The organism is Streptomyces sp. MCA2 (assembly GCF_023544705.1).
Lineage (GTDB): Bacteria > Actinomycetota > Actinomycetes > Streptomycetales > Streptomycetaceae > Streptomyces > Streptomyces decoyicus.
The window spans coordinates 1-4,601 of record NZ_JAMJFM010000111.1 but is presented as its reverse complement, the minus strand read 5'-3'; the positions used below and the strand labels follow the sequence as shown (position 1 = coordinate 4,601).

Sequence of the window (4,601 nt, the reverse complement as noted above, 5' to 3'; positions counted from 1 at the left end):
CCCTCCGCACAAACGGACCCCCAGCCCCGAGGGAACCCCCACCCCGACACAACCCACCCACAGCGCCCTCCCCCCTCCCCCGCCCAAACGCAAGACCCGGCCCCCGCACACAGCGGGAACCGGGTCTCGTACATCAGGCAGCGAGCTGCCCGACGCTATGCGCTACACGCGATGCGCGAGGTCAGTGCGAGTGTCCGTGGCCGTGACCGGCCTCGGCCTGCTCGTCCTCCGCGGGCTTCTCGACGACCAGGGTCTCGGTCGTCAGGAGCAGCGAGGCGATCGACGCGGCGTTCTCCAGGGCGGAGCGGGTGACCTTCACCGGGTCGATGACGCCGGCCTTGACCAGGTCGCCGTACTCGCCGGTGGCGGCGTTGAAGCCGTTGCCCTTGTCCTGCTCGGCGACCTTCGCGGTGATGACGTAGCCCTCGAGGCCGGCGTTCTCCGCGATCCAGCGCAGCGGCTCGACGACGGCGCGGCGGACGACGGCGACACCGGTGGCCTCGTCGCCCTCCTTGCCCAGGGAGCCTTCCAGCACCTTGGCGGCGTGGACCAGAGCGGAGCCACCACCGGAGACGATGCCCTCCTCGACCGCGGCGCGGGTCGCGGAGATGGCGTCCTCCAGACGGTGCTTCTTCTCCTTGAGCTCGACCTCGGTGGCCGCACCCACGCGGATGACGCAGACGCCACCGGCGAGCTTGGCGAGGCGCTCCTGGAGCTTCTCGCGGTCCCAGTCGGAGTCCGTGGACTCGATCTCGGCCTTGATCTGGGCGACGCGGCCCGCGACGTCCTCGGAGTTGCCGCCACCGTCGACGATGGTGGTGTCGTCCTTGGTGACGGTCACGCGGCGGGCGGTGCCCAGCACGTCCAGACCGGCCTGGTCGAGCTTGAGGCCGACCTCCTCGGCGATGACGGTCGCACCGGTGAGGGTGGCGATGTCGCCGAGCATGGCCTTGCGGCGGTCACCAAAGCCGGGGGCCTTGACGGCAACGGCGTTGAAGGTGCCACGGATCTTGTTGACGACCAGGGTCGACAGGGCCTCGCCCTCGACGTCCTCGGCGATGATCAGCAGCGGCTTGGAGGCACCCGCCTGGATGACCTTCTCCAGCAGCGGCAGCAGGTCCTGGATCGAGGCGATCTTGCCCTGGTGGATCAGGATGTAGGGGTCCTCGAGGACGGCCTCCATACGCTCCTGGTCGGTGACCATGTACGGCGAGAGGTAGCCCTTGTCGAAGGCCATGCCCTCGGTGAAGTCCAGCTCCAGGCCGAAGGTGTTGGACTCCTCGACGGTGATGACACCGTCCTTGCCGACCTTGTCCATCGCCTCGGCGATGAGCTCGCCGACCTGCTTGTCCTGCGCGGACAGGCCGGCCACGGCAGCGATGTCGGACTTGTCGTCGATCGGACGGGCGGTCGCGAGGAGCTCCTCGGACACGGCCTTGACCGCGGCGTCGATGCCCTTCTTCAGGGCGGCCGGGGAGGCGCCGGCGGCGACGTTGCGCAGACCCTCGCGGACCAGCGCCTGCGCCAGCACGGTGGCGGTGGTGGTGCCGTCACCCGCGATGTCGTTGGTCTTGGTCGCCACCTCCTTGACGAGCTGGGCGCCAAGGTTCTCGTACGGGTCGTCGACCTCGACCTCACGGGCGATGGTGACACCGTCGTTGGTGATCGTCGGCGCGCCGAACTTCTTGTCGATGACGACGTTGCGGCCCTTGGGGCCGATCGTCACCTTGACCGTGTCGGCAAGCTTGTTGACGCCGCGCTCAAGGGCGCGACGGGCGTCCTCGTCGAACTTCAGGATCTTCGCCATGGGTTGCTTCAAGTCCTCTCATTGCGATCCTCGGCCACGACGTGGGGACCGCTGTCGCTCAAACGAACTGCGCCCCTGCCCCGGGTTGGTTAGACGCGGGAACCAGGGGCGCAGATCACGGCAAAACTGGGTGACTTACTTCTCGACGATCGCGAGAACGTCGCGAGCCGAGAGAACGAGGTAGTCCTCGTTGTTGTACTTCACCTCGGTGCCGCCGTACTTGCTGTAGAGCACGACGTCGCCGACGTTCACGTCGAGCTCGACGCGCTTGCCGTCCTCGACCCGGCCCGGGCCCACGGCCAGGACGACGCCCTCCTGGGGCTTCTCCTTGGCGGTGTCCGGAATGACCAGGCCCGAGGCCGTGGTCTGCTCGGCGTCGAGCGGCTGGACCACAATGCGGTCCTCAAGCGGCTTGATGGCAACCTTGGAGCTGGTGGTCGTCACGATCCGACCTCCCCCTTCGGAGATCTCACGGGGTTAACTGTCTGAGGTGGCGACCAGGTGGATCCGTCGTCGCGGGTGCCGGACCTGCCCGTCGCTGTGTTTCTGGCACTCCCCACTGGAGAGTGCCAACGCCGAGACTATGACGCGGTTAGCACTCGGTCAAGCGGAGTGCCAGCGCGGCGGGGTGCGCTTCCCTCCGCTCCGGTTGACCGGCCGCACGGAGCCGCGCCTCCCGGCGGCCCCCACCCCGCCGATCACGGCCATCTGGCGCGGGACCGCGGCGGGTTAAGCGCCGGCTAACGGACCGCACTACGGGCCGCATTACGGACCGCGTTACGGACCGCGTTACGGGCAGGTTCCTATCAAATCGGACACACCTTCCCGTTCCCTCGCAACCACGCCACCGGCCGCCTCGTCTACCTCCCCGACTGCCGGGCCGACGAACCGGGCACCACCCGGCCGGCCCGCGGCCTTGACGATCAGTGGCGGAGGAAACCTGTGCGTGCACCGACCAGCGTTCCCCGGGCTGCCCGGCGGCCGGAGAGCGACGCCGAGCGCACGATGACGTTCGCCGCGCTGGCCCAGGCACCGGACCGCCGGCGGACCGAGGCATGGCTGCTCGCCCTCGCCGTACTGATCGCGGACTTCGGCTACGCCATCACCGGCCTGTCGATGACCGGCCGGCTGCCCGGCGGGCTGGCCGGCTTCGCCGTCAGCATGTTCTTCGTGGCGCTGGTCCCGCATCTGGTCCTGCGCCGCTACGCGCCCCGCGCCGATCCGCTGATCCTGCCGCTGGCGACGCTGCTGACCGGGATCGGCCTGGTGCTGCTGCACCGCCTGGACCTCACCTATGCGCAGACGCCCCGGCTGAAGATCGCCGAGGCGGCGAGCGGCCAGCTGGTGTGGACGGTGATCGGGGTGGCGGTCTGTATAGCGATCCTGCTGGTGCTGCGCGATCACCGCATCCTCCAGCGCTACATCTATCTGACGATGGTGGTCGCGCTGGTGCTGCTGATGGCACCGGCCTTCTTCGGTGCCGACATGTACGGCGCCAAGCGCTGGATTCTGCTCGGGCCGCTGTCACTCCAGCCCGGCGAGTTCGTGAAGATCATGATCTCGGTGTTCTTCGCGGGCTATCTCACCGTCAACCGCGATGCGCTGGCGCTAGCCGGACGCCGCGTCCTGGGCGTCCAGCTGCCTCCGGGACGGCAGCTCGCGCCGATCTTCACGATCTGGGTGATCAGCCTGCTGGTGCTGGTCTTCGAACGGGACCTGGGCACCTCGCTGATCTTCTTCGGCGTCTTCGTGATCATGCTGTACATGGCCACCGAGCGCACGAGTTGGGTGCTCTGCGGCCTGGCCATGGCCGCGGTCGGCGCCACCGTCGTCGGCTCCATAGAACCGCACGTCAAGGGCCGGATCATGGCCTGGCTGCACCCGATGGACATCTTTCTGCCCAAGGACCGACGGCCGCCGGGGCTGATATCCGAGCAGGCCGCACAGGCACTGTTCAGCTTCGGCAGCGGCGGCATCTCGGGCAGCGGCCTGGGCCAGGGCCACCCGGAGCTGGTCGGCTTCGCCGGTAACAGCGACTTCATCCTCACCACCGTCGGCGAGGAGATGGGGCTGGCCGGCGTGATGGTCGTGATCATGCTGTACGTGCTGCTCGCCCAGCGTGGCCTGCGGGTGGCCCTGACCGCCCGCGACCCGTTCGGCAAACTGCTCGCGGTCGGTCTTTCCGGGGCGCTGCTGCTCCAGGTCTTCGTGGTCGCCGGCGGCGTCACCGGCCTGATCCCCCTGACCGGCAAGGCCCTGCCGTTCCTCGCCAAGGGCGGCTCGTCACTCGTCGCGAACTGGGTGATGGTGGCCCTGCTGCTACGGATCAGCGACCATGCGCAGCGCCGGCGCGAGCCGGCTTGAGTCCCACGCTTTGGGCTGTCCCGCCGTGGTGGTTGTTCGCCATTTGTCGCCCGCTGCGCGGTGCGCTTGGCTTGCGGCCCACGTGTTTGGCTGTCCCGCCGTGGTGGTTGTTGGCCGTTGCGCCTGCGGCGGGCCGGTGGGTGTCGGGTGCGGTGACGGACCTCCGGGGCCGGTGTGTGGGACTGCTTCGCTTTACGTCCCACACACCGGCCCCTCCGGCCCGTCCCCTCCCGTGAGTGGATGAGTGACGGTGAATGGGGGCGGGCCACCGACGTGGGCGTTTCCATGTGATCTACGAGGTGCACCGGGCCACTAACCGGCACCACGACCAAGGTTTTTCCACCCCCCAACGGGAGGGGACGGGCCGGAGCGGGTGGGGTGCCCGACGTAAAACGAAGCAGTCCCGCACCCCACCCCCGGAGGCCCGTCA

General features: G+C 68.8%; 3 protein-coding genes. 1 reads left to right on the top strand and 2 read right to left on the bottom strand.

Annotated elements, in window-relative coordinates:
* Nucleotides 1-181: 181 nt before the first annotated feature.
* Both groL and groES read right to left on the bottom strand, forming a co-directional pair.
* Nucleotides 182-1,807, bottom strand: coding sequence for a chaperonin GroEL (groL, locus tag M8I34_RS40965; RefSeq protein WP_244419861.1), 1,626 nt, complete (start codon nt 1,805-1,807; stop codon nt 182-184).
* Between the two features lie 135 nt (nt 1,808-1,942).
* Nucleotides 1,943-2,251, bottom strand: a complete 309-nt coding sequence (gene groES / locus M8I34_RS40960; RefSeq protein ID WP_030089482.1) for a co-chaperone GroES — start codon at nt 2,249-2,251, stop codon at nt 1,943-1,945.
* A 561-nt stretch (nt 2,252-2,812) separates the two neighbouring features.
* On the opposite strand from groES, the gene M8I34_RS40955 reads away from it, so the two are divergent.
* Nucleotides 2,813-4,171 carry an FtsW/RodA/SpoVE family cell cycle protein gene (locus M8I34_RS40955; protein WP_244419860.1) on the top strand — a complete coding sequence of 453 codons (1,359 nt, stop codon included), beginning with the start codon at nt 2,813-2,815 and terminating at the stop codon, nt 4,169-4,171.
* Nucleotides 4,172-4,601 lie beyond the last annotated feature (430 nt).

Bases quoted from the DNA above. Each gene is read 5' to 3' on its own strand.
- groL (WP_244419861.1), bottom strand. From the start codon at position 1,807: ATGGCGAAGATCCTGAAGTTCGACGAGGACGCCCGTCGCGCCCTTGAG.
- M8I34_RS40955 (WP_244419860.1), top strand. From the start codon at position 2,813: ATGACGTTCGCCGCGCTGGCCCAGGCACCGGACCGCCGGCGGACCGAG.